The organism is Nonomuraea insulae (assembly GCF_042656245.1).
Window position 1 is genome coordinate 217,755 of record NZ_JBHSPA010000006.1, and the last position, 25,881, is coordinate 243,635.

A 25,881-nucleotide genomic window follows, 5' to 3' on the forward strand; every position below is an offset into this window, starting at 1 on the left:
ATATGTCAGAACCGATCACTTCGCGATGAGCGACCTCGTCGAGCCTTCCGAGTCGCTGGATCCGGCATCAATGAGCGCAGTCGACGTTCTGGGTTTTGATCCGTTCGACGGCGAATTTCTGCATGATCCTTATTCCCGTTACCGCGAGATGAGCGCACGTGGCGCTCTCTTCCGTACGCGTGGAGGACTGCTCGTCGCCACCACTCACGCGCTCTGTACGACGCTGCTCCGCGAGCCGCGCTTCGGCCGCGACTACGACCCGTGGAGCGACGGAGGCACAGGTCAGGCCGCTGTGTCGTTCCTGTGGATGGACCCGCCCGACCACACCAGGCTCCGCGCCCTGGTGAGCAGGGCCTTCACACCGCGCATGCTCGAACGGCTGCGCGCGCGCATCGAGGCCATCACCGCCGAGTTGATCGCCGCGCTGCCGGAGGAAACCGACCTCGTGTCCGGACTCGCCTACCCCCTTCCGGTCATGGTGATCAGTGAGATGCTCGGAGTGCCTCCGGAGGACCACGATCGCTTCCGGGGCTGGAGCGAGATCTTGGCCCGCGGCCTTGACCCGATGCTGACAGAAGACCACATGTCGGAAACCGGGCGGGCCGGAAGGGAGTTTCGCGACTACTTCCGCGAACTCGCCGCGATCCGGCGTGAGCGTCCCGGAGAGGACCTCCTGAGCGCCCTGACACAGGTACGGGAGCTGAGCGAGCCCGAGCTGCTCGCCACCTGCGTGCTGCTGCTCGTGGCCGGCCACGAGACGACCGTCAACCTCATCGCCAACGGGGTGCTCAACCTGGCCCGGCACGGCCTGCTGCGGCACGCCTCCGAGCGGCCCAAGCACGTGGTGGAGGAGGTGCTCAGGTACGACCCGCCGGTCCACCTCACCACCAGGGTGGCGCTGGAGGACACGGAGCTGGGCGGCGTGCCGTTGCCCAAGGGCACGGAAGTGATGGTCCTGATAGGCGCGGCCAATCGCGACCCGGCGGTCTTTCCCGATCCCGACCGCTTCGACGTCACCCGCGAACCGAGCCGGCATCTCGCCTTCGGGCTCGGCATCCACTTCTGCCTCGGGGCGACGCTGGCCAGGATGGAGGGCGAGATCGTGCTGTCGGCACTGGCGACGGCGGCACCGGGGCTGGAGCTCGCCGACGCCGCGCCGCCGTACAAGGAGAACGTGGTGTTGCGGGGCCTGGCCACGCTGCCGGTACGGCTGCGGCGCGGCTAGCCCCCGCGCTCAGTGGGTGGGCTTGACCAGCGGGAACAGGATGGTCTCGCGGATGTTCTTGCCGGTGAAGGCCATGATCATCCGGTCGATGCCCGCCCCCATGCCCCCGGTCGGCGGCATCGCGTATTCCAGCGCCTGCAGGAAGTCCTCGTCGAGCTGCATGGCCTCCAGGTCGCCACCGGCGGCCAGGAGTGACTGCTCCACCAGGCGGCGGCGCTGCTCGATCGGCTCGTTCAGCTCGGAGTAGCCGGTGCCCAGCTCGGTGCCGAAACCGATCAGGTCCCACTTCTCCGTCAGCAGCGGGTTGTCGCGGTGGTTGCGGGCCAGCGGCGAGGTCTCCAGCGGGTAGTCCATGACGAACGTGGGCTGGACGAGCGTGTGCTCGACGAGCTCCTCGAACAACTCCTGCACGAGCTTGCCCGAGCCCCACTTCGGGTCCCAGTGGATCTCACGGTGGTCCGCCAGCTTGCGCAGCTCCTCCAGGGTGGTGGAGGTGGTGATCTCCTCGCCCACGGCCCGCGACACCGCGTCGTGCAGGGTGATGCGCGGCCACTCGGGGATGCCGAGGTCGATCTCCGTGCCCTCGTGGACGACCACCGAGGTGCCCAGGGCGGCCAGGACGGCCTTCTGGTACATCCGCTGGGTCAGGTCGGCGATGCCGTTGTAGTCGAGGTAGGTCCCGTAGGCCTCGACCATGGTGAACTCGGGGTTGTGCGTGGAGTCCGCGCCCTCGTTGCGGAAGTTGCGGTTGATCTCGAAGACCTTCTCGATGCCGCCGACCACGAGCCGCTTGAGGTAGAGCTCGATCGCGATGCGGAGGTAGAGGTCCATGTCGTAGGCGTTGATGTGGGTCTTGAACGGCCTGGCCGTCGCGCCGCCGTGGATCGGCTGCAACATCGGCGTCTCTACCTCTAGGTAACCCTCTTCGTGCCAGAAGTCGCGCACCGCGCGCACCGTGGCGCTGCGGACCCGCGCCATCGTCCTGGCCTCGTCGTTGACGATGAGGTCGACGTAGCGCTGGCGCACCCGCGCCTCAGGGTCGGTGAGGCCGACGTGCTTCTCCGGCAGCGGGCGCAGGCACTTGGCGGTGATCTGCCAGCTCTCGGCCAGGATGGACAGCTCGCCCCTGCGTGAGGTGATGACCTCGCCGATCACGCCCACGTGGTCGCCCAGGTCGACGTCGCGCTTCCAGCTCGCCAGGGACTCCTCGCCCACCTTGTCGAGCGAGATCATGACCTGCAGGTCGCCGCCGCCGTCGCGGAGTGTGGCAAAGCAGAGCTTGCCGCCCACGCGGTTGAGCATGACGCGCCCCGCGACCGCGACCGTGTCACCGGTGGCCGTGTCGGGCTCCAGGCCCTGGTATTTCTCCCTGACCTCGGTGTTGGTCGTCGTGCGTGGGAAATTCACCGGGTAAGGATCGACGCCGTCATGACGAAGGCGGTCGAGCTTCTCCCTCCGGATGCGCATCTGCTCGGGAAGTTCGTCGCTCACAACATCAAAGGGTAGGGGATATGGCGAACTGCAAGGGTTCGTCAGCCTTCTGCATACCCTTTGCAAGAGCGCTGCCGTATCAATATCTCACGAGCTCGGGGGGGAACCGGTAGGGAACCGGTCCAAGGGAGCTCAAGGAGAGAAAATGTTCAAGAAGATCGCCATTGGCCTCCTGGCCGCCGGCGCGACGACCGCCCTGGCTCTGTCCGTTCCTGCCGCCGCCAGCGCGAGCACCTCGGACAACCACGACTACTCCTCCGGCTGGGGACCCGTCTACTCCAAGCATCACCTCGCCAAGTCCCAGGGCTGGATCGGCGTCAACTGGGATGAGGACGGGGAGTCCAACGAGGTCACGGTCAGAGGCCGCCTGTACGACCTGGACAACCGCAGCTACGACGAGGGCGGCAAGTGCGCGTTCGTGAAGTTCGAGGCCAGCGACTTCGACGACGACTGGTCCCCGCTCTACTCCAAGAAGTACTGCGGCTTCCCCGGCTACAAGAAGTTCTCCTTCAGCGAGAACGACGTCTCCAGCGTCCGGGTGAAGGTGTGCCAGATCGGCCTGCACAGCAGCTACCCCACGAAATGCGGCCGCTGGGAGGACCTCTACACCGCCGAGAGCGAGTGACCGCGAAAGACATGAACGGCCCCCCGGATCTGACCGGGGGGCCGTTCGTCATGTTCAGGTGGTGTTCCTGTGGTAGATCAGGCGCAGCCCCATGAGGGTCAGCCACGGCTCGTGTACGTCGATCGAACGCGACTCGCCCACCACCAGCGCCGCGTGCCCGCCGGTGGCCACCACGGTCACCTCGTCGGGGTCGTCGGCCAGTTCGGCCGCCATGCGCTCGACGATGCCGTCCACCTGGCCCGCGAAGCCGTAGATGATCCCGGCCTGCAGCGCCTCGACCGTGTTCTTGGCGATCACCGAGCGCGGCCTGACCAGCTCGACCTTGTGCAGTTGCGCCCCGGCGGCGGCCAGCGCGTCCACCGAGATCTCGATGCCGGGCGCGGTGACCGCGCCGACGTATTCGCCCTTGGCGGAGACCGCGTCGAACGAGGTCGCGGTGCCGAAGTCGACGACGATGCAGGGACCGCCGTACTGGTCGATGGCGGCCAGGGAATTCACGATGCGGTCGCTGCCGACCTCTTTGGGGTTGTCCATGCGTACGGGCACCCCGGTGCGGATGCCCGGCTCCACGATCACGGCTGTCACGTCGCCGTAGTAGCGGCGGCACATCTCGCGCATCTCGTTGAGCACGCTCGGCACGGTCGAGCAGATGGCGATGCCGTCAACGTCGGCCCCCTTGAGCAATGGCGACTGCGTCAGCAACCCCTGGAGAACGACCGCGATCTCGTCGGCGGTGCGGCGGGCGTCGGTGGCCAGCCGCCAGTGCTCAATGACGTCCTCGCCCTCGAACAGCCCAAGCACCGTGTGAGTATTGCCGACGTCGATCGTGAGCAGCATCAATTACCCCCGCAGATCAAGTGCGATGTCAAGGGCCGGCGCTGAGTGCGTTAGCGCTCCCACCGCAAGGTAGTCAACGCCAGTTTCCGCCACCTCACGGGCCGATTCCAAGGTCAATCCCCCGCTCGCCTCCAGCGCAACCCTGTTTTTCGCCCGATTTTTCACGACATGTACGGCATGTGCCGTGTCCTCAACCGTGAAGTTGTCCAGCAAGATCAACTCTGCGCCTTCCTCCAGGACGGGGTCGAGCTGGTCGAGCCGGTCGATCTCCACCTCGATGGGCAGATCGGGGTAACGCTCCCGCACCGCCCTGAACGCCTCGGCCACTCCCCCGGCGGCCACCACGTGATTGTCCTTGATCAGGGCGGCATCCGACAGCGACATCCGATGGTTGACCCCTCCGCCGCAGCGCACCGCGTACTTCTCCAGCGCCCGCAACCCCGGCAACGTCTTGCGGCTGTCACGCACGCGCGTACCGGTGCCGTCGATCGCCTCGACCCAGCGGCCGGTCAGCGTGGCCACCCCGGACAGGTGCGTGAGCAGGTTGAGCGCGATGCGCTCGGCCGTCAGCAGGGCCCGCACCGGACCCTCGACGCTCATGAGCACGTCGCCCGCGCGCACGCGCTCGCCGTCCTTCGCCCTGCGCTCGGCCCGCGCCGCCCCGAGCCGCACGAACACCGCCTCGGCCACCGCCAGCCCGGCCACCACGCCGGCCTTGCGGGCCACCACGTCGGCGACCGAGCGCTGCCCCGCGGGGATGGTGGCCAGGCTCGTCACGTCGCCGGCCTCCTGCAGGTCCTCCTCCAGCGCGCGCCCGATCAGCGCGTCCACCTCGGCCGGGTCCAGCCCGGCGGCGGTGAGCTCCTGCGCCAGTCGCGACGGCATCGCGTCGCCATGAGGTGTGTACGTCATACGAAGCCCCTCCTCGGTCAGGGTCACGTCCAGGTGGCCCAGCCATTCGTCGTCGTCGCGGGTCTCGTGATCCTCGCGCCAGTGTGATCCCCGCGTCTCCAGCCTGGCCGCCGCCGCGCCGGTGAGCACGGTGGCGACGGTGAGCAGGTTCGCGGTCTCCCAGGCCTCGGTGCAGGCCGCCACCTCGACCGGGGTCCAGCGGGCGTCGCGCAGCGCGCGGGCGGTGGCGACCAGGGACTCGCGGCTGCGCAACACGCTCGCCCCGGTGCTCATGTGGGCCTGGATTCTGGACCTCACCCGAGGGTCTACCAGTCCTTCCTGAGCTCCGCCGGGGACCGGCTCGCCGGGCGACGGGTGTGCCGCGTGGATGTCCTCGGCGATGCGCTCGGCGAAGACGAGCCCTTCGAGCAGCGAGTTGGAGGCCAGCCGGTTCGCGCCGTGCACGCCGGTGCAGGCGACCTCGCCGCAGGCGTACAGGCCGTCGATGGAGGTACGGCCGCGCAGATCCGTACGCACCCCGCCGCTGGCGTAGTGGGCGGCCGGCGAGACCGGGATCGGCTCGGTGACCGGGTCGATGCCGTGTTCGCGGCAGACCGCGTAGATCGTGGGGAAGCGCGACTCCCACGTGTCGCGGCCGAAGTGGCGGCCGTCCAGGTACACGTGGTCGCGCCCCGTCTCGCTCATCGTGCGCATGATGGCCTTGGCCACGACGTCGCGCGGCGCCAGGTCGGCCAGTTCGTGCACGTCGGTCATGAACCGGTTGCCCTCGTGGTCGGTCAGGAACGCGCCCTCACCCCTGACCGCCTCGGAGATCAACGGCTGCTGCCCGGTCGACCCCTCGCCGAGCCAGAGCACGGTCGGGTGGAACTGCACGAACTCCAGGTCGCGCACCACCGCCCCGGCCCGCAGCGCCAGGGCCACACCGTCGCCGGTGGAGACGGCGGGGTTGGTGGTGGCCGCGTACACCTGGCCCATGCCGCCGGTGGCCAGCACCACCGCCCTGGCGTGCACCGCGCCCACCCCGTCACGTGCGCCCTCGCCCATGACGTGCAGCGTCACGCCCCTGGCCCGGCCCTGGGCGTCCTTGAGCAGGTCGAGCACCAGCGCGTGCTCGATCACCTCGATCGAGCCGGGCGGTGTGGCGTCATGGTGGTCGCGCGAGTCTTGGGGCCGGGCGAGTGCGCGGACCGCCTCGACGAGCGCCCGCTGCACCTCGGCGCCGGTGGCGTCGCCGCCCGCGTGCACGATCCGGCGGCGACGGTGGCCGCCCTCCCTGGTGAGCTGGAGCTCCCCGTCGGGGGTGCGGTCGAAGCGGGCGCCGCGCGCCATCAGCCGCCGCAGCGCGCCCGGGCCCTCCGTGACCAGCGTGCGCACCGCCCGGGTGTCGCACAGCCCCACCCCGGCGACCAGGGTGTCCTTCAGGTGCTCGTCGGGGGTGTCACGCGGGTCGAGCACGGCCGCGATGCCGCCCTGGGCCCAGCGGGTGGAGCCCGACGACAGCACGTCCTTGGTGACGACCAGGACCTTGGCCGCCGGATCCAGTTCGGTGTGACGCAGGGCCACGGTCAGGCCCGCGACGCCGGAGCCCACGACGACCACGTCCGCCTCCACGGTCCAGCCGGGCGCGGGCGCGCTCAAACGCAGGGGAATCGCCGGTGCACTCATTGGGGGTCTCCTCACATGAGGCGATTTCGTCACTATGACGATAACGCCTGGGGTGGCGTGAGCATGCCCCGGGGGGCTCAAAGGGATTCGGTCTTCCTGATGAAGGCCTCGTACTCGGCGAACGGCTCCAGTCCCATGGCCCTGCGGCGCTCGTCGAGCAGGTGGGGGTCCTCGATCGGCATGGGCTCAAGGCCGTCGCCGCCGTCGTGGAACTGGGTGCCGTAGAGCTGGGGGCGGCCGGAGCGCACGCGTACGCGGTCCTCCAGGTACGCGAAGTCGCGCATCGAGGCCTCGTCCGACTCCACGGCGTCGCCCATCACCTGGTGGAACAGGCGCTGCGCCGCGGGTGAGGTCGCGTGTTGCGCCAGGAGCCAGGCCGCGCGCGCCGCCCGCTCCCCGACCTGGGAGATCAGCGGCCAGCCGCGGGTGACGACGACGGAGTAGAGCCAGGCGGTGTTGCCCTCGTCGAGCTTCTGCAGGCGCGCGAGCCGTTTGTCCCCGGGAAAGCCCTTGGCCGGATCGCGCATCGCCTGGTCCATCTCCAGACGCCGGAGCAGTTCCGCCCTTAACTCCTGGTCCGTCATGCTCCGACGGTAATCCGCCTCAGGCGGGATTCAAGGTGAGGGTGACGTTGTCGATCAGCCGGGTGGCGCCGACCCTGGCGGCCACCGCGAGCACGGCCACGCCCTGGTGGTCCTCGCTCACTTCGGCGAACGTGGCCGGATCGACCAGGGCGAGATAGTCCACGTCGAGCCGGGAGCCGGCCTCGTCGAGCACCGCCCGCGCCGCCCGCCTGATCGCGTCCGGGGCGAATTCGGCCGCGCCCGCCCGCAGGGCTCGCGAGAGCGACAGCGCCACCCGCCGCTCGTCCTCCGACAGGTAGCGGTTGCGGCTGGACAGGGCCAGGCCGTCGGGCTCGCGCACGGTCGGGGCGCCCAGGACCTCGATCGGCAGGTTGAGGTCGGCGACCATGCGGCTGATGAGGGAGAGTTGCTGGGCGTCCTTCTGGCCGAACACCGCCAGGTCGGGCTGGACCAGGTTGAACAGCTTGAGCACGACCGTGAGCATGCCGTCGAAGTGGCCCGGCCTGAAGGCGCCTTCGACGATCCGGCCCATCTCGCCGGAGGAGATGCCGATCTGGCGGTCGGGGGCGTACATGTCCTCGACGGACGGGTGGAACACGACGTCCACGCCCTCGGCCCGGCACACGTCGAGATCGGCCTCAAATGTACGGGGATAGCGTGAAAAATCCTCGTTAGGCCCGAATTGCAGGGGGTTGACGAAGATGCTCACCACGACCTGATCGGCGCGCACCCGGGCCTGCCTGATCAGCGACCTGTGCCCCTCGTGGAGCGCGCCCATGGTCGGCACCAGCGCCACCGGCCCGGCACGGCGCGCCTTGACCAGGTCTTCCCGGTTCCTGGCGACGATCAGCTCCATAACTGCCCTCCGAACGCGACGGTCAGGTCCATATATTGCCCCCCAGCGCGTCGAGGAGCCGCTCCGCCTCCTCCGGTTTGAGCAATCCCGCGGCCAGAGCGCGGTCAGCGGTGAGCCGGGCCAGCGCGATGTAGGCGTCGGCCGCCTCGGGGGCCGCCAGGATCAGCGCGTCCACGTGCTTGCGCACCGTTCCCGCGTCACCGCGTACGACGGGGCCGGTCAGACCGGCGATGCCCAGCCGCAACACGTTGTCGAGCGCGGCGCCGAGCAGCGGGCCCAGCATGCGGCCAGGATGTTCGACGCCGATGCCGCGCAGCAGGTCGGACGACTCCGCGATGAGCGTGACCATGTGGTTGGCGGCCCCGGCCAGGGCCGCGTGGTAGAGCGGGCGGTCGGCGTCGGCGATCCACACCGGCTCGCCGCCCATCTCGATCACCAGCGCCTCGGCCACGGGGCGCAGCATCTCGGGAGCGGTGACGCCGTAGGAGATGCCGGTGAGCTTGTTGAGGTCGTCGTCCCTGCCCGTGAACGTCATCACCGGGTGCAACGCGAGCGGCAGCGCCCCGGCCTCGGCCGCCGGGTCGAGCACCGACAGCCCGTAGGCCCCGCTGGTGTGCGCCAGCATCTTGCCCCGGAGGTCGGCCCCGGTGGAGGCCAGCCCGTTGACCAGGTCGGGCAGCGCGTCGTCGGGCACCGTGAGCAGGATGAGCTGGGCCGCCGCGACCACTTCGTCGGGCCTGGACGGCGTCACCCCGAGCCGGTCGGCGGCCCATCGATGCGAGTTGTCCGACACGCCGCTCGCGGCCACGATCCGGTGCCCGGCCTGCGCCAGCGCGGAACCGAGAGCCGAGCCGACCTTGCCCGCCCCGAGAACGCCGACAGTCAGCCGGGCCGGCCGATCCCCTGCGTCCATGACGTCTCACCCCTGTCGAACGTGATGGCACTGCCGACCAGGGTAACGGCCTCTTGGAGTGGCGAGCGTGACCGGCGTTTTGCCGCGCGTTGAGTTAACGACAAAAACGACAAGGGCATACGAATCGTGCACCCCCTGTCGAAAGAGATGAGGAGAGGGGTTCATCGCATGGCAACGGGCGCCGAGTCCCTGGATTGAGACGCGACGCCCGCACGGTGACCTCTTGGAGGTGCGCCGACTGGTCATCCGCCGAGTGACCAGCCGGGACCCGAGTCCGGGCCGGCCTGCGCCGGTCCGGACTCTTTAGCTATGTCAGTGGTGGCTGGGCACGTAGGCGTTCGCGCCGCCCTTGCAGCCCGCCACCGCGACGCCGATGACGGCAACGGCGTTGCCGCAGATGTCGATCGGGATGGCCACGGGGATGTGAAGCTGGTTGCCGGAGGCCACGCCGCCAGCGCCATTGGTGATGTCGGCGTGCGCCGGAGCGGCGAGCGACAGCATGGCGACGGCTCCGGTGACGACCAGGACCTTCTTCAGCACGAGGGCTCCTCTCGGTTTCGCGGCCTGGGCCGCGGGTGCTTGCTCTGAAGTGAAGGGCTTCGCCACTTGGGGGTTGGCGTAACGCAATCACTCGATGACAATGGGTAAACGTTAGCGCAATCTGAGGACGTTGAGTAGTCATATGATGACGGTGCGTATCGCGTACGAGTCATGAGATAGTCCAGACATGTGGCTCACCTGGCGCGCCGCAACGGAGCGCGCGCTGTATGGCGAGGAGGGCTTCTACCTCCGCGAACGCCCGTCAGGCCACTTCCGCACCTCGGTCAGCGCCTCGGCGGCCTTCGCCGAAGCCGTGCTGGCGCTGCTCGCGGAAGTGGACGCCGAACTGGGCGAACCCGACGTGCTCGACCTGGTCGACATCGGAGCGGGCGAGGGCGTGCTGGTGACCCAGGTGCTCGAAACCGCCGAGCCCGCGCTGCGCGAGCGGCTGCGCGTCACCGCCGTGGACCTCTCACCCAGGCCGGAGGGCCTGCCCGAGCGGATCGGCTGGTCCAGGAGCCTGCCCGTCGACTTCGCCGGGCTGGCCATCGCCAACGAGTGGCTGGACAACGTGCCCCTCGACGTGGTCGAGCAGACACCCGACGGGCCACGGATGATCATGGTCAACGTGCACACCGGCGAGGAGCGCCTCGGCGGGCCGCTGCGCCCGGCCGACCGCACCTGGCTCGAGCGGTGGTGGCCGCTGCCCTGCGTGGGCTCGCGCGCCGAGATCGGCCGGCCCCGCGACCAGGCTTGGGCTTCGGTCCTGGTACGCCTCAGCGCGGGCCGGGCGATCGCCATCGATTATGCACACCCTGTGGATAACCGTCCGCTGCACGGCACGCTGACCGGTTACCGCGACGGCGCGGTCGTGGCCCCCGTACCCGACGGGACCTGCGACATCACCGCTCACGTCGCGCTCGACTCGTGCGCGTCGGCCGGGATCAGGTCCGGTGCGATATCCACAACCTTGTCCACACAGCGTGACGCGCTGCACAAACTGGGGCTCACCGGGGCACGGCCGCCCCTGGAGCTGGCGCACTCCGATCCGCGTGGTTATCTGCGCGCGCTGACGAGGGCCTCGGAGGAGGGCGAGCTGATCGACGCGTCGGGTCTGGGCGGGTTCGGCTGGCTCAGTCAGCGGCGGTGAGTTCCAGGGCCCGCAGGCCGCGGATGACGTAGCCGGGCTTCCACGTCGGCTCCTGGCGCAGCTCCAGCTTGGCCGCCCGGTCCAGCAGCGCGCCGAACGACTCCATGAGCTCGATGCGGGCCAGCGGCGCGCCCAGGCAGAAGTGGATGCCGGCGCCGAAGGAGATGTGCGGGTTGTCGGCGCGGCCCACGTCGAGCCGGTCCGGGTCCTCGAACACCGCCTCGTCCCGGTTGGCCGAGCCGAACAGCAGCGCCACCTCCGAGCCGCGCGGGATCCGCACGCCATGCACCTCGATGTCCTCCAGCACCCAGCGCTCGAACATCTGCAGCGGCGTGTCCCAGCGCATCAGCTCCTCGACGGCCGTGGGCAGCAGGGAACGGTCGGCGCGCAGGCGGGCCAGTTCGCCGGGGTTCCTGAACAGGGACCACCAGCCGTTGCCCGTCACGTTCACGGTGGCCTCGTGGCCGGCGTTGAGCAGCAGGACGCAGGTGCCGACCAGCTCGTCCTCGGTCAGCTCCTCGATCTGGGTGAGCGCGCTGATCAGGTCTTCCCCGGGGTTCGCGCGGCGCTCGGCGGCCAGGGCCCTGAGATAGCCGGCGAACTCCGAGGCGGCGCGCACCGCGGCGTGCTGGGCGTCGGGGGCCGGGTTGAGCTCGTACATGAGGCAGATGTCGGCCGACCAGGGGCGCAGCAGGTGGCGGTCCTGGTCGGGGATGCCGAGCATCTCGGCGATGACGGTCACCGGCAGCGGCTCGGCCACCTCGGCGATCAGATCACCGCCGCCCTTGTCCACGTACGCCTCCACCAGGCTCCCGGCGATGGCCCGGACGCGGGGCCGCAGCGACTCGACCATGCGCGGCGTGAACGCCTTGGAGACCAGCCGGCGCAGCCGGGTGTGCACCGGCGGCTCCACGTCGAGCATGCCCGCCCTGATCACCCGCCAGAAGGGCTCCTGGAACTCCGGCTCCCCCGGCCTGCCGAACTCCTCGTGCGTGGCCGTGTGCAGATAGGAGCGGCCCAGACGGCGGTCTCTGAGCAACGCGTTCACGTCGGCGTGCCGCGCGACGAGCCACTGGCCGGTCGGCTCGAAGTAGCTGACCGGCGCCTGGCGTCTCAACTCGTCGTACGCCCGGTACGGGTACGCCACGAAATCCGGATTCCAAGGATCAAAGCCCACTAATCCATCTTAGGAGCGGGAACCTCCTTCTTGGCGTTCCTGCCGCGCATCCGGATGTTGAGCAACTCCACGACGACCGAGAACGCCATCGCGAAGTAGATGTACCCCTTCGGGATGTGCTGGTCGAGGCCCTCCGCCACGAGCACCACGCCGATCAGCACCAGGAACGACAGCGCCAGCATCTTGATGCTCGGATGCGCGTCCACGAACCGGCTGATCGGCCCGGAGGCGAACAACATCACCACCACGGCCACCACGACGGCCGCGATCATCACGCCGAGCTGGTCCACCATGCCGACGGCGGTGATGACGGAGTCCAGCGAGAACACGACGTCCAGCACCATGATCTGCAGGATCACCGAGGTGAAGGAGACGGCGGCGGCCTTCTTGCCGTCCTCGCCGCTCGCGCTCTCCATGCTGTGGTGGATCTCCGTGACGCTCTTGCCCAGCAGGAACAGGCCCCCGAGCAGCAGGATCACGTCGCGTCCCGATATCTCGTGGCCGAAGAGCCCGAACAGCGGCTCGGTGAGCTGGACCACCCACGACAGGCCGAGCAACAGGAGCAACCTGCTGATCAGGGCCGCCCCGAGGCCGAGCACACGCGCCCGGTCCCGCTGTTCCGGGGGCAGTTTCCCGGCCAGGATGGAGATGAAGATGATGTTGTCGATCCCCAGCACGATCTCCAGGGCGACCAGGGTGAAGAAGCCGATCCAAATCTGCGGGTCGGACACCCAGTCCAACATCGGCATACCTCCATGACTCGGGGGGCTGACGGGGTTTCCGGTAGCAACGAGTCACGGGCCGGATAAGTTCGCGGGCTTGCGATTCCTGCCTGGGTGTCGGTTATAGTTCCTGGAGTAGGTCATGAGTGCCAGCGACAAGCCCCGGCTAGCTGGCCGGCAACCCTCGCGTCCGCGGCGGGGTGCCCCGGGTGAAGACCTGGTCCGCCACGAGGTGTGGTGGGCAAGCGCGGGCTCCGTGGTCGCTTCCAGGGGTCCGATGACCCCTGGGGAGTCGTGCCGTGTCCACTCTGACGATCTTCAACTCCGCCCGTACCGCCGAGACCCTCCCGGCCGCCGCCACCACGGGCAGGCCGATTCCCGCCGTGCTCGGCGCCGACCTGGAGGTTCCGGTCAAGGGGGGCAGGCTGGTGGGGTACGCCAACCTGGACTACGCCGCCAGCGCGCCCTGTCTGGAGCCGGTCAACGCGGCCGTCGCCGCCGCGCTCCCGGCCTACTCCAGCGTCCACCGAGGCGCCGGCTACGCCTCACAGCTCACCACCGCCAGGTACGAGCAGGCCCGCCACACCATCAGGGCCTTCGTCGGCGCCCGTCCCGACGACGCCGTGATCTTCACCCGCAACACCACGGACGCCACGAACCTGCTGGCCGGCTGCCTGCCCGCCGGGACCACCGCCGTCGTCTTCGACACCGAGCACCACGCCTCCCTGCTGCCCTGGCAGCACTCCGTACGGCTGGCGCCGCCCGCCTTCCCCGGCGAGGCCGTGCGCGCCGCCGACGAGGCGCTGGCCGGGATCGACGGGCCGAAGCTGCTCGTGGTCACCGCCGCCTCGAACGTCACCGGCGAGTTGTGGCCCATCGCCGCCCTGGCCCACATCGCGCACCGGCACGGGGCCAGAATCCTGGTGGACGCGGCGCAGCTCGTACCGCATCGGCGGGTCAACCTGACGGCGCTCGACCTGGACTACGTGGCCTTCTCTGGGCACAAGCTGTACGCGCCGTTCGGGGCCGGCGTGCTGATCGGGCGGCGGGACTGGCTGGCCGAGGGGGAGCCGTACCTCAAGGGGGGCGGCGCCGTACGGGCGGTCGGGGAGAGCACGGAGTGGCACGACGACCCCGAGCCGCGGCACGAGGCGGGCACCCCCAACGTGCTGGGCGCCATCGCGCTGGCCGCCGCCTGCGACGCCCTGACCGCCACCGGCTGGACGGAGCTGGTACGCGAGGAGGAGCGGCTGATCGCGCGGCTGCGGGCCGGGCTGGCCTCGGTCGAGGGTGTACGCGAGCTGTCGCTGTGGGGAGACGATCACCCGCGTGTGGGGATCGTGTCGTTCACCGTGGCCGGATACTCGGCTCGTGAGGTGGCCGAGGTGTTGTCCGGCGAGTACGGCATCGGGGTCCGCGACGGGAAGTTCTGCGCGCATCCGTTCGTGCAGCACCTGCTCGGCACTCGCGATGGGGGCTGTGAGGACGACACCGCCTCGGCGGTGCGGGCCTCGATCGGCATCGGCAGCACGCAGGAGCACGTGGACCGGCTGATCGAGGCCGTGCGGGACCTCGTCTCCCGCTGAGGGGCCGGTCAGCGGGACCTCGTCTCCTCCGCTGGGGTCAGGTCAGCGGGACCTCGTCTCCCGCTGACTTTCCTCAGCGGTTCGGCGGCTTGCGGTGTTGCGGCGGCTCGTCGGAGACCAGGGCGTCGATGTCGCGCATGTCCTCGTCGTTCAGCTTGTTGCGCGGGGTGGTCCCGGAAGCGGGTGCGGCCGGCTGCCTGGGCACGTTCGGCGGCTCGGCGGCCGTCGTCGACTCCGCGGGTGTGATCGGCCCGCCGGTGGTCCTGTTCGGCGCGTGGACGGCCAGTTCCTCCTCCGCCACACGCCGTTCGGAACGCCTGCGGAACATCGTGTTGAAGATGCCGTCCAGCCCGATCCGGCCGCCGCCCAGAGCCAGGAACAGCAGGCAGAGCGCCCCCAGCGCGCCCGGCAACTCCCAGCCGTTGTTCGCCGTCAGCACGCCGTTGCCCCCGTGCACGAACGCGATCGCGCCGAGCATGCCGAGCAGCAACAGCAGCGCCACAGGACGCACCAGCAGGCCGAGGATCAGCAAAATGCCGCCGACGGTCTCGACGACGGTGCTGTACCCGGCGGCCAGTCCGGGCATCGGGATCCCCATCTCCCTGAAACCCTGTGTCGTTGCGCCGAGCCCGCCCTGCCACTTCTGCCAGCCGTGGGCCGCGAAAATCACGCCGGTCGCGATCCGCGCGATCAACGCCGCCACATCAAAGAGAACTCTCTTCATAGTGTTTTCTCCCCCCGTTCCCGGTATTCCTCCCCATGTCCGGCTTCGGGATGCGTTTGCATGCCATCTCTTGACCAACCCCACCGCTGGATCACCAGGGGCTGCGGTGGCAGCATTGCCGTATGACGGAACGTGTGGTCGGAATCGGCGCGGGCGCGAAAGAGCTGGCCACCGAGGACATGATCCTCAACATCGGGCCACAACATCCCTCGACCCACGGAGTGCTCAGGCTCCGGCTGATGCTGGACGGCGAGCGCATCGCCAGCGCCGAGCCGATCATCGGCTACATGCACCGGGGCGCGGAGAAGTTGTTCGAGGTGCGCGACTACCGCCAGATCATCATGCTGGCCAACCGGCACGACTGGCTGTCGGGGTTCGCGAACGAGCTCGGCGTGGTGATCGCAGCGGAGCGCCTGCTGGGCATGGAGCCGCCGGTCAGGGCCGTGTGGGCACGCACGCTGCTGGCCGAGCTCAACCGGGTGCTCAACCACCTGATGTTCCTCGGGTCCTACCCGCTGGAGCTCGGCGCGATCACGCCGCTGTTCTACGCCTTCAACGAGCGCGAGCGCATCCAGGCCGTCATGGAGGAGATCTCCGGCGGGCGCATGCACTACATGTTCAACCGGGTCGGCGGGCTCAAGGAGGACCTGCCGCTCGGCTGGCTCGACCGGGTGTCCGAGACCGTCGCGGAGACCCGGCGCCGCGTGCCCGACATCGAGAACCTCATCCTGCACAACGAGATCTTCGTCGCCCGCACCAAGGGCGTGGGGGTGCTGACGCGGGAGCAGATCCTGCAGTACGGCGCCAGCGGTCCCATCGCCCGCGCCTCCGGGGTGGACTTCGACCTGCGCCGCGACGAGCCGTACCTGGCCTATCCGGAGCTGCCGGTGAAGGTCGTCACCCGCAGCGCCGGCGACTGCCACGCCCGGTTCGAGGTCCTGCTCGAACAGCTCAAGGTCTCGCTCGACCTGGCCGACGCCTGCGTCGAACGGCTGCGCTCGCTGCCTCCAGGGCCGATCAACCAGCGGTTGCCGAAGGTGCTCAAGGTGCCGGAGGGGCACACGTACGCGTGGACGGAGAACCCGCTCGGCATCAACGGCTACTACCTGGTCTCCAAGGGAGACAAGACCCCGTGGCGGCTCAAGCTGCGCTCGGCGTCCTTCAGCAACATCCAGGTCCTGCGCGAGATGTTGCCCGGGCATCTCGTCGCCGACATGGTGGCCATCCTCGGCTCCATGTTCTTCGTGGTGGGGGACATCGACAAGTGACGGCCCCTGAACGCGACAAATACGTCGACTGGCTGCGGGCGCTGAGCCTGATCGTCGTGGTGCTGTGGCACTGGGCGTTCACGATCCTGCAGTGGAAGCCATACGGCCCCGAGCCCACCAACCCGCTGGGCTTCACCTCCGGGTTGTGGATCTTCACCTGGCTGCTGCAGGTGCTGCCGCTCTTCTTCTACGTCGGCGGCCACGTCCACCTGCTGTCCTGGCGCCGGGCCCAGGCGCGCGGCACCGGCATCCACTCGTTCGTCTGGCGTCGCCTGCGCGGGCTGGCCTTGCCTGCGCTGTTCCTGTCCGGGGCGTGGATCGTCATCGGGGCGGTGGTGACGTACACGTTCGGGGTGGACTGGATGTGGCGGGTGGTGCTGCTGGTGCTCAGCCCGCTGTGGTTCCTCGCCGTCTACCTGATGCTGATCGCGCTGCTGCCGGTCGCGCTCTGGCTGCACAAGCACTACGACGTGCTGACCCTGATCTGGCTCGGCGGCGCGGCGCTGGTGGTGGACGTGCTGCGCTTCCGGTACGGGCTCGAGTGGGCCGGCTGGCTCAACATGATCATCGTCTGGGGGCTGGCCCACCAGGCCGGGTTCTTCTACGACCGGATCGTCCTGCTGCCCAGGCGCTACGACATCGCCGTGTTGTGGACCGGGCTGTTCGCCCTGTTCGGGCTGGTCTACTCGGGCATCTACCCGGGCTCGATGGTGGGGGTGCCCGGCGACAAGTGGTCCAACATGGCGCCGCCCACGTTCGTGATCGTGGCGCTGCTGCTGTTCCAGATCGGGGTCGTCGAGGTGTTGCGCCCGTCCATGGAACGTGTCCTGGAACGCCCCCGCTGGCGGCGCCTCAACGACTTCATCAACCGGTACGCGCTGCCGCTGTTCCTGTTCCACACCACCGGGATGGCCATTTCGCTGGGCCTGTCGTGGTGGTTGTTCGGCACCCTGGGCGACCAGATCCCGCCGGACATGAAATGGTGGCTCGAACGCCCGATCGCCATCATCGGGCCCCTCATCTGCACGACTCCGGTCATCTACCTCTTCGGCCGCCGCCGCGCCCCGGTCCGGCAAACGGCGGACAAGGACGCCGGCAAGTCCATAAGCTCGGAGCATGGCTGACATCGCCTTCCGGGCCAACGCAGAAGACGAGCGGATCATCCGCACCGCCCTGCGCGAAGGCGAGCGGCCGAGTGACGTCCTGCGCCGCGCGCTACGCCTGCTCCAGCGCGAGATGTGGTACGACCGCCTGAGCGCCGCCACGAAACCGGCCGTCGAAGGGCTCGGCGAGCACAACTAGTCGCGTTTCTGCTCCTCCGGCTCCTTCGGGATCCGGCAGGCGTGCTCCAGGTAGAGAGCGGCGCAGACCAGCACCACACAGGACACGAACGAGCCCGCCGCGACGATGAACTCCTCGCGCGGCGTCTCCCGGTCGAGGATCTGCACCGTGTAGAGGGCGAACCCGGCGAATATCCCGCCGAACGCCGCCCCCGCGTACGCCGACGCCTTCGCCAGCGCCGCCAGCCGGGCCACCGCCAGCGGCTCCACCGGCTTGGTGTCCGGCTTCCTGGCGATCCTGGCCTTGGTCGCCCAGCCGCTGTAGGCCTCGCCGATGGCCAGCAGCAGCACCGTGGGGATCGCGGTCCACGGCACAAGGGGCATGTCACCGTAGAACCGCCTGACCACCGCCCAGGTGATCAGCGCCAGGACCACGACGATGCCGACCAGGTGGCCGGGTTTGGTGAGCTTCAATCGGGCCTCTGCAGCTTCAGGTCGTCACGCAGGCGCACGCCCTGCTCCGCCAGCCCCGCCAGCAGCTCCGCCACCGGGCCGCGCCCGGGCACCACGCCCTGGGGATCGGCCTTCGACCAGGGCACGAGCACGAACTCGCGCTCGTGGGCCCGCGGGTGCGGCAGCGTCAGGTCGGGGTCGTCGCAGACGGTCTCGCCCACCACGATCAGGTCGATGTCGAGCGTGCGCGGCCCCCAGCGCTCCGCGCGCTCGCGGCCGAAGGCGTTCTCCACGCCCTGCGCCCGCTCCAGCAACGTGCGCGGCTCCAGCGTGGTCTCGGCGACCACGATCGCGTTGAGGTAGGGGCGCTGCCCCTCGGGCCCGCCGACAGGGTCGGTCTCGTAGACGGGGGACGCCTTGACGAAGTCCAGCCCAGGCGCGTCGAACAACGTGTCCACGGCACCCTGCAGCGTCTGGAACCGGTGTCCCAGGTTGCTGCCGAGAGAGAGCACGACCTTCATACGCGGCTCCGCTCGATCGTCACGATCACATCATCGAACGGCAGCGGGATCGGCGCCGCCGGTTTGTGCACACTCACCTCTACCTTGTGCACCAGCTCGCTGGCCAGACACACGTCGGCCAGACGCTGCGCCAGCGTCTCGATCAGCTCGACCGGCTCGCCCTCCACCACCTCGGCCAGCGCCTGCGCCAGCTCCCCGTAGTGGACGGTCTTGGTCAGGTCGTCGCCGGCCGCCGCCGGCGCGGTGTCGAGGAACAGCGTCGCGTCCACCACGAACTCCTGCCCGAGCTCCCGCTCGGCCGCGAGCACGCCATGTCTCCCCCGGGCGCGCAGGCCCTTGAGAGCGATGCGATCAGCGCTCAAGCTCGCCTTCCTCCTCCTCGTCGTCGTCCCCCTGAAGGACCGGCGAGCCGTGGTGCATCCACAGCCGCCAGCCCAGCGAGGTACGGATGTAGACGTTGCTGGCCACCACCTTGCCCGCGGCGAAGCTGGCCTCACCCTCCTCCCCCGCGGTCAGGATGTTCTCCACACAGGTCAGGACGGCCACGTCACCCAGCACGGTCGTGCTGACGTCGGTCAGCACGAACTGGATGTAGGTCGTGTTGGCCATGATCAGGGCCCACGACCGCAACACCTCGGAGCGGCCCGTCAGCAGGGTCCAGCCCGGGTGCACGCAGCTCACCTGGTCATCGGTGGAGTCCTCGGCCCAGATCTCGGTCATCTTGTCCAGGTCCGCGCTCTCGATCGCGGTATAGAACTCCTGGTTGACCGTCTCGATCGCGGCGGTGTCGACGCTCATGTGCCTGCTCCGGCTCTCTTCCATGCGGCTGCCACGCGCACGGCATCGGCGTTGGGACCTACCTCGTGCACACGCACGCACCACGCGCCGGCCTGCGCGGCGAGCGCGGTCACGGCCAGCGTGGCGTCGTCGCTGCGGCTGAACGGCCTGGGCGTGCCGTCGGGATCGGCCAGCAGCCGCCCCAGGAAACGTTTGCGTGAGGCCCCGATGAGCAGCGGATAGCCCAGCTCGGCCAGTTGCGGGATCCCCGCGAGCACCGCCCAGTTGTGCCCGGCGTTCTTGGCGAAGCCGAGGCCCGGGTCGAGCACGATCTGCTCCTCCGTGACGCCTTCGGCCAGCACCAGATCCACTCGTTTGCTCAGCTCCTCGCGCACCTCTGTCACCACGTCGGCGTAGACGGCTCGGGTGTCCATGTCATGGCTGTGGCCGCGCCAGTGCATCACGACGTAGGTGACCCCCGTCGCGGCCACCACGCGCGGCATCTCGGGGTCGGCCAGGCCGCCGCTCACGTCGTTGACGAGCTGCGCGCCCGCCTCGACCGCGGCCTTGGCCACCTCGGCCCGCATCGTGTCGACGCTGACCGCCACCCCCTCGGCGCGCAGCGCGCTGATCACCGGGACGACCCGGGCCAGCTCCTCCTCCAGCGACACCCTGGCCGCGCCCGGACGGGTGGACTCGCCACCCACGTCGACGATGTCGGCGCCCTCCTGGACCAGGTCAAGCCCATGCTGGATGGCGGCCGCCTCATCGAACCACTGGCCGCCGTCGGAGAACGAATCGGGAGTCACATTGACCACACCCATGACAAGGCACCGCTCCGCACCTCCCGGCACGTTGATGGGCACGCTAGTCATGGGCCAAGCCTAGGCGCTTCCCCACACCTGCTGACATCGTGGGTACCCCGTTCGGTCTTCAGCGGCCCAGGATGAGCGCCATAGCCTCGGATCGGGTGCTGTCGCTGGTGCGGAAGCTGCCGCGGACGGCCGAGGTGACCGTCTTGGCGCCCGGCTTGCGTACGCCCCGCATCGTCATGCACAGGTGCTCGGCCTCCACGACCACGATGACCCCGCGGGGGTCCAGCACGCTCATCATCGCGTCGGCGATCTGGGAGGTCATGCGCTCCTGCACCTGGGGGCGGCGGGCATACATGTCCACCAGGCGCGCCAGCTTCGACAGGCCCGTGACCTGCCCCTTCTCGTTGGGGATGTAGCCCACGTGGGCCAGGCCGTGGAAGGGGACCAGGTGGTGCTCGCAGGTCGAGTAGACCTCGATGTCACGAACCAGCACCATCTCGTCGTGATCGACGTCGAAGACCTTGTTGAGCACCTGTTCCGGCGTTTGGCCGAGCCCCGAATACTGCTCGGCCATCGCGCGGGCGACCCGGGAGGGCGTCTCGATCAGGCCGTCACGGTCGGGATCCTCGCCGATGGCGTAGAGGATCTCGCGAACGGCCTTCTCGATCCGCCCCAGGTCGACGTCGTGCTGTGTCACGCACTGTCCCCGGAGGGCAGGGCGTCCTGATGACCTGTGGTGAGCGAGCCGTTGGCCGACTGCTCCTTCGGCGTCAGGATCGGCGGGCGGTCGGACGGGAGTCGCTTGCCGTAGCCCGCGTAGGACGGGCGGTGCGCCTTGACCACCACGGGGGCGAAGATCTGCAGCACCTGGTCGCGGGAGAGCGTCTCCTTCTCCATGAGCTCCAGCACCAGGTTGTCGAGCACGTCGCGGTATTCGACCAGGATGTCCCACGCCTGGTCGTGCGCCGTCTCGATCATCCGGCGGACTTCCTCGTCGATCGAGGAGGCGATCTTCTCGGAGTAGTCGCGCTCGTGGCCCATCTCGCGGCCCAGGAAGACCTCCGCCTGCCCGGTGCCGAACTTACGGGCGCCGAGCTGCTCGCTCATGCCGTATTCGACCACCATGCGGCGGGCGACGGCCGTGGCCTTCTCGATGTCGTTGGAGGCGCCGGTGGTGGGCTCGTGGAAGACGAGCTCCTCCGCCGCGCGGCCGCCGAGCAACATCGCGAGCTGGTCCATCATCTCCGACCTGGTGGCCAGGAACTTGTCCTCCATCGGCAGCGTCATCGTGTAACCGAGGGCGCGGCCGCGGGACAGGATCGTGATCTTGTGGACCGGGTCGGAGTTGGGTAGCGCGTGCGCCACCAGCGCGTGACCGCCCTCGTGGTAGGCGATCATCTTCTTCTCCTTGTCGGACATGACCCGCGTCTTGCGCTCGGGCCCTGCCATGACACGGTCGATCGCTTCCTCAAGGGTGTCCATCGCGATCAGCTTCTGGTCGGCCCGCGCGGTGAGCAGGGCCGCCTCGTTGATCACGTTGGCCAGGTCGGCGCCAGTGAACCCGGGGGTGCGGCGCGCGATGACGTCGAGGTCGACGTCGGGCGCGAACGGCTTGCCGCGGCCGTGGACCTTGAGGATGCCCTTGCGGCCCTCCAGGTCGGGCCGGTCGACGGTGACCTGACGGTCGAACCGGCCGGGACGCAGCAGCGCCGGGTCGAGGATGTCGGGCCGGTTGGTCGCGGCGATGAGGATCACGCCGCCCTTGACGTCGAAGCCGTCCATCTCGACGAGGAGCTGGTTGAGCGTCTGCTCGCGCTCGTCGTGACCGCCGCCCAGGCCGGCGCCGCGATGGCGGCCGACCGCGTCGATCTCGTCGATGAAGATGATCGCGGGGGCGTTGGCCTTGGCCTGCTCGAACAGGTCGCGGACACGCGAGGCGCCGACACCGACGAACATCTCGACGAAGTCGGAACCGGAGATCGAGTAGAACGGCACACCCGCCTCGCCGGCGACCGCGCGGGCCAGCAGGGTCTTACCTGTGCCGGGCGGGCCGTAGAGCAGCACGCCCTTGGGGATCTTGGCGCCGATCGCCTGGAACTTGGCCGGGGCCTGCAGGAAATCCTTGATCTCCTGAAGCTCCTCGATGGCCTCGTCCGCGCCTGCCACGTCGGCGAAAGTGGTCTTGGGGGTGTCCTTGGTGATGAGCTTGGCCTTCGACTTGCCGAAGTTCATCACACGAGAGCCGCCACCCTGCATCTGGTTCATGATGAACAGGAAGATCAGCACGATGATGACGATCGGCAGGAAGCTCACCAGGAGGCTGAGCAGGATGTTCTCCTGCGGGACCTCGGTGGTGAAGCTCTTGGTCTTGCCCGCGACGACCTGAGCCTGGAGCTCGTCGGTCAGCTTGCTGCCGTAGCCGGTCACCCAGTCTGACTGGATCAGCTTCGTCGGGGTGTCACCGGCCTTGACCGGAACCGGGTTGACCAGCGTCACCTCGATCCGGTTGTCCTTGTCGACAATCTTGGCGTTGCTGACGTTTCCGGCGCGAATCTGCTGCAGAACCAAGGACGTGTCGGCCGACTTGTAATTTCCGCCGCCACTCCAAAGCTGAGTGACGAGGAGGAGCAGCACGACGATGCCCAGGATCCACAGCAGTGGCCCACGTGTAAATCGCTTGAGATCCATCCGATGCGGAACCCCTTGCGGGCCCGTCCCTTCCTGACCATGGCCTGGAACCCCGGGCTGGCCCGGGGCCGCGGCATCCGACACCGCGACTTCTGACTACCCGAAGGGGACGCGTGGTCACCCTCCCGGAGTCTGAAGGTACACCGGCACAGCACGCGGAGGGACCCGCCCGCTACACCGGTCTTGCCCTATCAACGTACGTCACGTTGCGCGATGTTCCCGGCCGGCTACTTATAAACGTGCGGAGCCAGCGTGCCGATGAACGGCAGGTTCCGGTATCGCTCCGCGTAGTCGAGCCCATAACCGATCACGAACTCGCTGGGAATGTCGAAGCCCACGTATTTGACCTCGATCGGCACCTTCACCGCGTCGGGTTTCCGCAGCGCGGTGCAGATCTCCAGGGAGGCCGGATTGCGCGACTTCAGGTTTTCCAGCAGCCAGTGCAGCGTCAGGCCGGAGTCGATGATGTCCTCGACGATCAGCACGTGACGGTTCAAGATGTCGGTGTCGAGGTCTTTCATCACGCGTACGACGCCGGAGGACCTGGTGCCCGCGCCGTAGGACGACACCGCCATCCAGTCCATCTGCACCGGCACGTGCAACGCCCTGGCCAGGTCGGCCATCACCATGACCGCGCCCTTCAGCACGCCCACGAGCAGCACGTCTTTACCCGCGTAGTCCTCGTCTATCCGGCCGGCAAGCTCTTTGATCTTGGCCTGGAGCTCGTCCTCGGGGATGAGGACCTTTTCCAGGTCATTGCCCATGTCGGCAGCGTCCACCTGTGGTTCCTTACGGGATAGGACTGATAGCGAGTATCAGGGTGCCATATCGCCGGACAGCGGACAGACCTCCGGGCAGGTCCACGGCCTTCTGCCCCCGCCAATGCGTGACCAGCCGGTCCACGGCCAGTATGTGGGTCGCGGACAGGGCGCCGGACGGAACCCCCGCGGCGATCGCCGCCCGCCGCAGCACCCGCCGCCTGACGGCGTCGGGCAGCTTGTCCAGTTCGGCCACCGCCACCTTTACCGACCCGCCGATATCGCTAAGAGCGCAATCCTGGTACGCCGTTTCCGCCCATGCATCGAGGGCGTCCGCGTCCTGCCTCGCCATCGCAGCGGTCCTCGCGAGCGCCTCGGCCACCCCCGGGCCGAGCTCCGCCTCCAGCAGGGGAAGCACCTTCCTGCGGACGCGGACCCTGGTGTAGCGGGGGTCCTCGTTGTGCGGGTCGTCCCAGGGGGTCAGGTCCTGGGCCCTGCAAGCCGCCACGGTGGTGTCTCTGGGGAGGTGGAGGAGGGGGCGGCGATAGCGGCCGGCTCTGGCCGCCATGCCGGAGAGCGAGCGCGGGCCGCTCCCCCTCGCCAGGCCGAGGAGGACCGTCTCCGCCTGGTCGTCCCTGGTGTGGCCGAGCAGCACGGCCTCCGCCTCCAGCCGGTCCGCCGCCTCCGCCAGGGCCGCGTACCTGGCCTCCCTCGCCGCCGCCTCGGGACCGCCCGCCGTCCCCACGTCCACGGTGAGAACCTCCGCCGGGGCGAGGCCCATTTCGCCGCCCGTCTCCGCCACCGTGCGGGCTCTTTGGGCCGAGCCTGGCTGGAGCTGGTGGTCCACGGTCAGCAGGCCGGCGCGGAGGCGCAGGCGGGGTGCCACGAAGGCCAGGGCGGCGGCCAGCGCCAGTGAATCGGCTCCGCCGCTGCAGGCCGCGAGGATCAGCGCGTCGTGCGGCACGTCGGCCAGCGCCTCCCGCACTGCCCTGCGGACGTCGGCTACGGCTGGATGTGGACCCACGCGTGCCATTCTCCCCCGCGCCGGCCGCGGTCTGCCGGCGTGAGGGTCAACAGGGCTCTCCGTGGCGGCGGGACAGTGGTGAAGGGTCAGAGGGCGTTTCCTGGAAGGTCCTCAGCCGGAGTGCGGCGGGTGGCAGGCCACGGCAGCGCGTAAAAGATGGAAGTGAGGTCAGGCCGGCAGAGCAGGAGTGCCGATGACGCGGCTGATCCAGGAGTCCGGGTCGGCGATCTCCTGGATCGTCGGGAGGGTCTCCGGGGAGGTCCAGATCTTGTTGAAGCCGTCCATGCCCACCCGGCCCACCACCGTGCGGACGAAGGCCGAGCCCTCCGCGTACTGCTTCATCTTGACCTCGATGCCCAGCAGCCGTCGCACCGTGCGGTCCACGCGGGAGCCGCCCTCGCGGCGTTGGGCGAACTTGGCGCGGATGTCGGCCACCGAGGGGACCACGGACGGGCCCACCGCGTCCATGACGTAGTCTCCGTGGCCTTCCACGAGGGTCATGACGGCGGTCAGGCGGTCGAGGATCTCCTTCTGGGCCGGCGACTGGATGGCGTCGATGAGGCTGCCCTCGCCGCCCCGCACCACGTCGGCGACCGTGTCGGCGGCGTTGCGGAGGCGTTCGAGGAGGGTGGGCAGGTCGAGGTCGGAGGCGAGCAGGAACTCGGTCATCTGCGAGCGCACGTATTCGCGCAACCACGTCACCCCGGTGAACTGCACCCGGTGCGTCTCCTCGTGGAGGCAGACCCACAGGCGGAAGTCGTGCGGGTTGACGTTCATCTCGCGCTCGGCGTGGACGATGTTGGGCGCGACGAGCGTGAGCCGGCCCGCGGCCTCCTGACCGGTGGGGTCGGGGGGCAGGAACAGCTCGTATTGCCCGAGCACGCGGGAGGCGAGGAAGGCCAGGACGGCCCCGACCTCGACGCCCGTGATGCGGGAGCCGACCGCGGAGACGATGGCCGGCGGCTGGTTGTCGCCGCTGCCCATGCGTTGTGTCAGCGGTTCGAGCACCACGCGGAAGCCCTCGACGTTGGCCTTGATCCAGCCGGGCCGGTCGACGACGGTCGCGGGCTGTGGCGCGGTCTCCGTGTGGATCTTGGTGAACTCCCGCACGTGGCCTTCGGCCTCACGTGACAGGGTGCGGAGCTCGGTGACGGCCTGTCTGGCCTCCTCCCGGCTTACCTGAGGACCGGGGCGCACCAGGCGCGTGCCGGTCGTGACGGCCAGATCCCAGTCGATCACCTGCATAACGTCCACCGTACGTGGTTCTCCCCGGCGCCGCGAAGGAGTGTC

General features: G+C 69.1%; 27 protein-coding genes and 1 riboswitch. Of the genes, 7 read left to right on the plus strand and 20 right to left on the minus strand.

Going from position 1 to position 25,881, the window contains the following annotated elements; genetic code table 11:
- The first annotated feature begins 148 nt into the window (after positions 1 to 148).
- Positions 149 to 1,225 (plus strand): cytochrome P450, encoded by a 1,077-nt coding sequence (locus ACFPZ3_RS03785; RefSeq protein WP_379512514.1) that lies wholly within the window; start codon positions 149 to 151, stop codon positions 1,223 to 1,225.
- Positions 1,226 to 1,234: 9 nt separating this feature from the next.
- Here the strand turns inward: ACFPZ3_RS03785 and lysX are convergent, their stop codons facing one another.
- Positions 1,235 to 2,716, minus strand: coding sequence for a bifunctional lysylphosphatidylglycerol synthetase/lysine--tRNA ligase LysX (gene lysX, locus ACFPZ3_RS03790; RefSeq protein ID WP_379512515.1), 1,482 nt, complete (start codon positions 2,714 to 2,716; stop codon positions 1,235 to 1,237).
- Positions 2,717 to 2,861: 145 nt separating this feature from the next.
- Here lysX and ACFPZ3_RS03795 point away from each other — a divergent pair, with 145 nt between their 5' ends.
- Complete coding sequence (locus tag ACFPZ3_RS03795) at positions 2,862 to 3,341, plus strand: hypothetical protein (protein WP_379512516.1); 480 nt, start codon at positions 2,862 to 2,864, stop codon at positions 3,339 to 3,341.
- 54 nt (positions 3,342 to 3,395) lie between these two features.
- Here ACFPZ3_RS03795 and ACFPZ3_RS03800 read toward each other — a convergent pair whose 3' ends face one another.
- The 6 genes from ACFPZ3_RS03800 to ACFPZ3_RS03825 all read right to left on the minus strand — a co-directional run bounded on the left by ACFPZ3_RS03800 (position 3,396) and on the right by ACFPZ3_RS03825 (position 9,648).
- On the minus strand, positions 3,396 to 4,178 hold the full coding sequence (locus ACFPZ3_RS03800) for a type III pantothenate kinase (protein ID WP_379512517.1): 783 nt from the start codon (positions 4,176 to 4,178) through the stop codon (positions 3,396 to 3,398).
- 3 nt (positions 4,179 to 4,181) lie between these two features.
- A complete protein-coding gene (locus tag ACFPZ3_RS03805) occupies positions 4,182 to 6,755 on the minus strand; it encodes an L-aspartate oxidase (RefSeq protein WP_379512518.1) in 2,574 nt (857 codons plus the stop codon).
- A 77-nt stretch (positions 6,756 to 6,832) separates the two neighbouring features.
- Complete coding sequence (locus ACFPZ3_RS03810; protein WP_379512519.1) at positions 6,833 to 7,339, minus strand: DUF6624 domain-containing protein; 507 nt, start codon at positions 7,337 to 7,339, stop codon at positions 6,833 to 6,835.
- 19 nt (positions 7,340 to 7,358) lie between these two features.
- Positions 7,359 to 8,195: a pantoate--beta-alanine ligase gene (gene panC, locus ACFPZ3_RS03815; protein WP_379512520.1), complete on the minus strand. Its 837-nt coding sequence runs from the start codon at positions 8,193 to 8,195 to the stop codon at positions 7,359 to 7,361.
- 22 nt (positions 8,196 to 8,217) lie between these two features.
- Positions 8,218 to 9,108 (minus strand): Rossmann-like and DUF2520 domain-containing protein, encoded by an 891-nt coding sequence (locus tag ACFPZ3_RS03820; protein ID WP_379512521.1) that lies wholly within the window; start codon positions 9,106 to 9,108, stop codon positions 8,218 to 8,220.
- Between the two features lie 312 nt (positions 9,109 to 9,420).
- The gene (locus tag ACFPZ3_RS03825; protein ID WP_379512522.1) at positions 9,421 to 9,648 is read right to left on the minus strand and encodes a chaplin family protein; all 228 of its coding nucleotides are present in this window, start codon (positions 9,646 to 9,648) and stop codon (positions 9,421 to 9,423) included.
- A gap of 187 nt (positions 9,649 to 9,835) precedes the next feature.
- On the opposite strand from ACFPZ3_RS03825, the gene ACFPZ3_RS03830 reads away from it, so the two are divergent.
- A complete protein-coding gene (locus ACFPZ3_RS03830) occupies positions 9,836 to 10,798 on the plus strand; it encodes an SAM-dependent methyltransferase (protein ID WP_379512523.1) in 963 nt (320 codons plus the stop codon).
- Here ACFPZ3_RS03830 and ACFPZ3_RS03835 read toward each other — a convergent pair.
- Together ACFPZ3_RS03835 and ACFPZ3_RS03840 are read right to left on the minus strand one after the other, a co-directional pair.
- Complete coding sequence (locus ACFPZ3_RS03835) at positions 10,782 to 11,975, minus strand: cytochrome P450 (RefSeq protein ID WP_379512524.1); 1,194 nt, start codon at positions 11,973 to 11,975, stop codon at positions 10,782 to 10,784. The genes ACFPZ3_RS03830 and ACFPZ3_RS03835 overlap by 17 nt on opposite strands.
- Complete coding sequence (locus tag ACFPZ3_RS03840; RefSeq protein ID WP_379512525.1) at positions 11,975 to 12,718, minus strand: TerC family protein; 744 nt, start codon at positions 12,716 to 12,718, stop codon at positions 11,975 to 11,977. The genes ACFPZ3_RS03835 and ACFPZ3_RS03840 overlap by 1 nt, the downstream gene beginning before the upstream one ends.
- 117 nt (positions 12,719 to 12,835) lie before the next feature.
- Positions 12,836 to 12,951: riboswitch (SAM riboswitch) on the plus strand.
- A gap of 45 nt (positions 12,952 to 12,996) precedes the next feature.
- Here ACFPZ3_RS03840 and ACFPZ3_RS03845 point away from each other — a divergent pair.
- Entirely contained in the window at positions 12,997 to 14,283 is a 1,287-nt protein-coding gene (locus ACFPZ3_RS03845) for an aminotransferase class V-fold PLP-dependent enzyme (protein ID WP_379512526.1), read from the plus strand.
- 73 nt (positions 14,284 to 14,356) lie between these two features.
- On the opposite strand, the gene ACFPZ3_RS03850 is transcribed toward ACFPZ3_RS03845, so the two are convergent.
- Positions 14,357 to 15,007 carry a DoxX family protein gene (locus ACFPZ3_RS03850; RefSeq protein WP_379512527.1) on the minus strand — a complete coding sequence of 217 codons (651 nt, stop codon included), beginning with the start codon at positions 15,005 to 15,007 and terminating at the stop codon, positions 14,357 to 14,359.
- A 122-nt stretch (positions 15,008 to 15,129) separates the two neighbouring features.
- Between ACFPZ3_RS03850 and ACFPZ3_RS03855 the strand changes: the two genes are divergently transcribed.
- Genes ACFPZ3_RS03855 through ACFPZ3_RS03865 form a run of 3 tightly spaced genes read left to right on the plus strand, consistent with a single transcriptional unit; the run spans position 15,130 to position 17,577 of the window.
- A complete protein-coding gene (locus ACFPZ3_RS03855; protein WP_379512528.1) occupies positions 15,130 to 16,275 on the plus strand; it encodes an NADH-quinone oxidoreductase subunit D in 1,146 nt (381 codons plus the stop codon).
- Positions 16,272 to 17,399: an acyltransferase family protein gene (locus ACFPZ3_RS03860; protein WP_379512529.1), complete on the plus strand. Its 1,128-nt coding sequence runs from the start codon at positions 16,272 to 16,274 to the stop codon at positions 17,397 to 17,399. The genes ACFPZ3_RS03855 and ACFPZ3_RS03860 overlap by 4 nt, the downstream gene beginning before the upstream one ends.
- Positions 17,392 to 17,577, plus strand: coding sequence for a hypothetical protein (locus tag ACFPZ3_RS03865; RefSeq protein WP_379512530.1), 186 nt, complete (start codon positions 17,392 to 17,394; stop codon positions 17,575 to 17,577). The genes ACFPZ3_RS03860 and ACFPZ3_RS03865 overlap by 8 nt, the downstream gene beginning before the upstream one ends.
- Here ACFPZ3_RS03865 and ACFPZ3_RS03870 read toward each other — a convergent pair.
- The 10 genes from ACFPZ3_RS03870 to ACFPZ3_RS03915 all read right to left on the minus strand — a co-directional run bounded on the left by ACFPZ3_RS03870 (position 17,574) and on the right by ACFPZ3_RS03915 (position 25,836).
- Positions 17,574 to 18,029, minus strand: coding sequence for a DUF3180 domain-containing protein (locus ACFPZ3_RS03870; protein ID WP_379512531.1), 456 nt, complete (start codon positions 18,027 to 18,029; stop codon positions 17,574 to 17,576). The two genes, ACFPZ3_RS03865 and ACFPZ3_RS03870, sit on opposite strands and share 4 nt — an antisense overlap.
- Positions 18,026 to 18,529 (minus strand): 2-amino-4-hydroxy-6-hydroxymethyldihydropteridine diphosphokinase, encoded by a 504-nt coding sequence (folK, locus tag ACFPZ3_RS03875; protein WP_379512532.1) that lies wholly within the window; start codon positions 18,527 to 18,529, stop codon positions 18,026 to 18,028. Before folK ends, ACFPZ3_RS03870 begins: the two co-directional genes overlap by 4 nt.
- Positions 18,526 to 18,891, minus strand: a complete 366-nt coding sequence (folB, locus tag ACFPZ3_RS03880; protein ID WP_379512533.1) for a dihydroneopterin aldolase — start codon at positions 18,889 to 18,891, stop codon at positions 18,526 to 18,528. Before folB ends, folK begins: the two co-directional genes overlap by 4 nt.
- Positions 18,881 to 19,327 carry a nuclear transport factor 2 family protein gene (locus ACFPZ3_RS03885; RefSeq protein WP_379512534.1) on the minus strand — a complete coding sequence of 149 codons (447 nt, stop codon included), beginning with the start codon at positions 19,325 to 19,327 and terminating at the stop codon, positions 18,881 to 18,883. Before ACFPZ3_RS03885 ends, folB begins: the two co-directional genes overlap by 11 nt.
- The gene (gene folP / locus ACFPZ3_RS03890) at positions 19,324 to 20,181 is read right to left on the minus strand and encodes a dihydropteroate synthase (RefSeq protein ID WP_465263537.1); all 858 of its coding nucleotides are present in this window, start codon (positions 20,179 to 20,181) and stop codon (positions 19,324 to 19,326) included. The genes ACFPZ3_RS03885 and folP overlap by 4 nt, the downstream gene beginning before the upstream one ends.
- A gap of 58 nt (positions 20,182 to 20,239) precedes the next feature.
- Positions 20,240 to 20,818, minus strand: coding sequence for a GTP cyclohydrolase I FolE (gene folE / locus ACFPZ3_RS03895; protein ID WP_379512535.1), 579 nt, complete (start codon positions 20,816 to 20,818; stop codon positions 20,240 to 20,242).
- Positions 20,815 to 22,809 (minus strand): ATP-dependent zinc metalloprotease FtsH, encoded by a 1,995-nt coding sequence (ftsH, locus tag ACFPZ3_RS03900; protein WP_379512536.1) that lies wholly within the window; start codon positions 22,807 to 22,809, stop codon positions 20,815 to 20,817. Before ftsH ends, folE begins: the two co-directional genes overlap by 4 nt.
- 227 nt (positions 22,810 to 23,036) lie before the next feature.
- On the minus strand, positions 23,037 to 23,588 hold the full coding sequence (gene hpt / locus ACFPZ3_RS03905; RefSeq protein WP_379512537.1) for a hypoxanthine phosphoribosyltransferase: 552 nt from the start codon (positions 23,586 to 23,588) through the stop codon (positions 23,037 to 23,039).
- A gap of 10 nt (positions 23,589 to 23,598) precedes the next feature.
- Positions 23,599 to 24,600 (minus strand): tRNA lysidine(34) synthetase TilS, encoded by a 1,002-nt coding sequence (gene tilS / locus ACFPZ3_RS03910; protein ID WP_379512538.1) that lies wholly within the window; start codon positions 24,598 to 24,600, stop codon positions 23,599 to 23,601.
- 159 nt (positions 24,601 to 24,759) lie between these two features.
- Positions 24,760 to 25,836, minus strand: a complete 1,077-nt coding sequence (locus ACFPZ3_RS03915; RefSeq protein WP_379512539.1) for a zinc-dependent metalloprotease — start codon at positions 25,834 to 25,836, stop codon at positions 24,760 to 24,762.
- Between the last annotated feature and the right edge of the window lie 45 nt (positions 25,837 to 25,881).